Genomic DNA, 1,545 nt, shown 5'->3' with positions numbered 1-1,545 from the left:
TGAGGGCGCTGTGGTTGGCCACCAGTGTCATGGCCGTGATCCCTTTGTTGGTGCCGAAATACTTAGAGGAGTACCGGGTTTTAAAGGTTTCCAGATGGGTTTCGAATTTCTGACCATCCGCACTGGCATGCAGCTGGTCCTCCTGAATATGGTAGTGGCGGAAGATGGGTAGCGCTGCAACCGCATTATTGATCACGTCGCTGGCGTCATGCAGCGTTTCAGGCCGGATATAGTTGGCCTGCACCGTACTCAGGTGTTCATAGCTTCGATCGGAGATCTGCGCCATGCCATACACACCACGGTGAGTGGCGTTGGCAATCAGAATGGCCAGTAAATCATCCTGATGAGTGAACCCTTGTTTTTGTATCGGAAGTACATGAGTCAGACATTTCATGAACCCGGTTTCGCGCTCTACATACCGCAGTACATCCGCGATACCGACCGGTTGCATTCGCTTAAAAAAGGGATTGTTGACCAGAGATGTAGCGCTTTTGGTCGGCAGACGCCAGCGGGTACCGGTACGATTTTTCATGATCACATTTCGATTGTCTCCCTCATCAATATGGAGAGCAACGTCTTTGAGTGCACTTTCCAGCCGGTGTTGTTTCTCCTGTAACAATAACTCTGCGGGCTGTTTTAGTCTGTCCAGTGTTGATGAGGCCAGCAAGGTATCCTGCGATGTCTGGGGGATCAGGTCGTCTTCCAGTGCGCGGTATTTGGTAACATTTGGCAAATAAATGCGTCCATTCAGTCGTGAGGTTAACTGCCGGTAGAGCAGCCATTCGTAACGTTGCGGGTTAACGTTATCCTGTTTAACCAACCATGGGAGGTGCTTTTTCGGGATGAGCGACGTATCCATCGTCTTCAGTGGTCCACCGAATGCGATTTCCGTCTGCATCTGTTGAAGTTGGGCGACGACGGCTTCTGAGCCTTTACCGGCCTCACATTCAAGGCACAAAAACACCTGCCTTAACAGTTGCTCCAGGAGATTGCATTGTTCATCGTAATGTTGCCACTGGTACTCTTCCACGGTCCGTTTCTGTTTTTTCAGGTAAAGGCAGAGGGTCTGGATATCCCTGTCATTCATGACCTTCAATGCCTGTTGTCTGACTACTGAGAAGGGTTGATTATCATCAATGTTCTCATCCACAAACAGATGCAGTAACTCTGCCGCTTTCGTGACATTGTCCGCGGCTGACTGCCAGGACAGGAACACTGCTTGTTGTGCAAAGGTGTTGGCAGCTTCTTGTTGCTTGCGGATATGGTAAATGAACCCATCAGTTAACCGTTCCAGTGCCAGTTGTATCCGCTCTGTCAGGTGACATAGCAACCATAGATGCTGCTGTGCGCGTTTGAATCGTTTGAGTTTACTACCGTAATAGTTGATGAGCTCACCGAAGTGTTGTCGATTTTTAAGAGACAGATTAAGCCCATCGATAACGCCATTGATTTGCGTGCGCCATGGCGCTAACTGATGATAAAGGGCAAGCTCTTTTTTAAGTTCAGGTACGGTCAGACTTTTTGCACCGCCTCTGAGCTGGTTCA

General features: G+C 49.4%; 1 pseudogene. It reads right to left on the bottom strand.

Annotation, left to right across the window (positions count from 1 at the left end):
* Positions 1-1,545, bottom strand: a pseudogene (locus L1272_RS22975) (Tn3-like element ISShfr9 family transposase); the annotation flags it as partial.

Source organism: Pseudoalteromonas sp. PAST1 (assembly GCF_021532515.1).
In the GTDB taxonomy this organism is placed as follows: domain Bacteria; phylum Pseudomonadota; class Gammaproteobacteria; order Enterobacterales; family Alteromonadaceae; genus Pseudoalteromonas; species Pseudoalteromonas simplex.
Note: the sequence above shows the minus strand (reverse complement) of the source record. Positions and strands in the feature narration are given on the sequence as shown.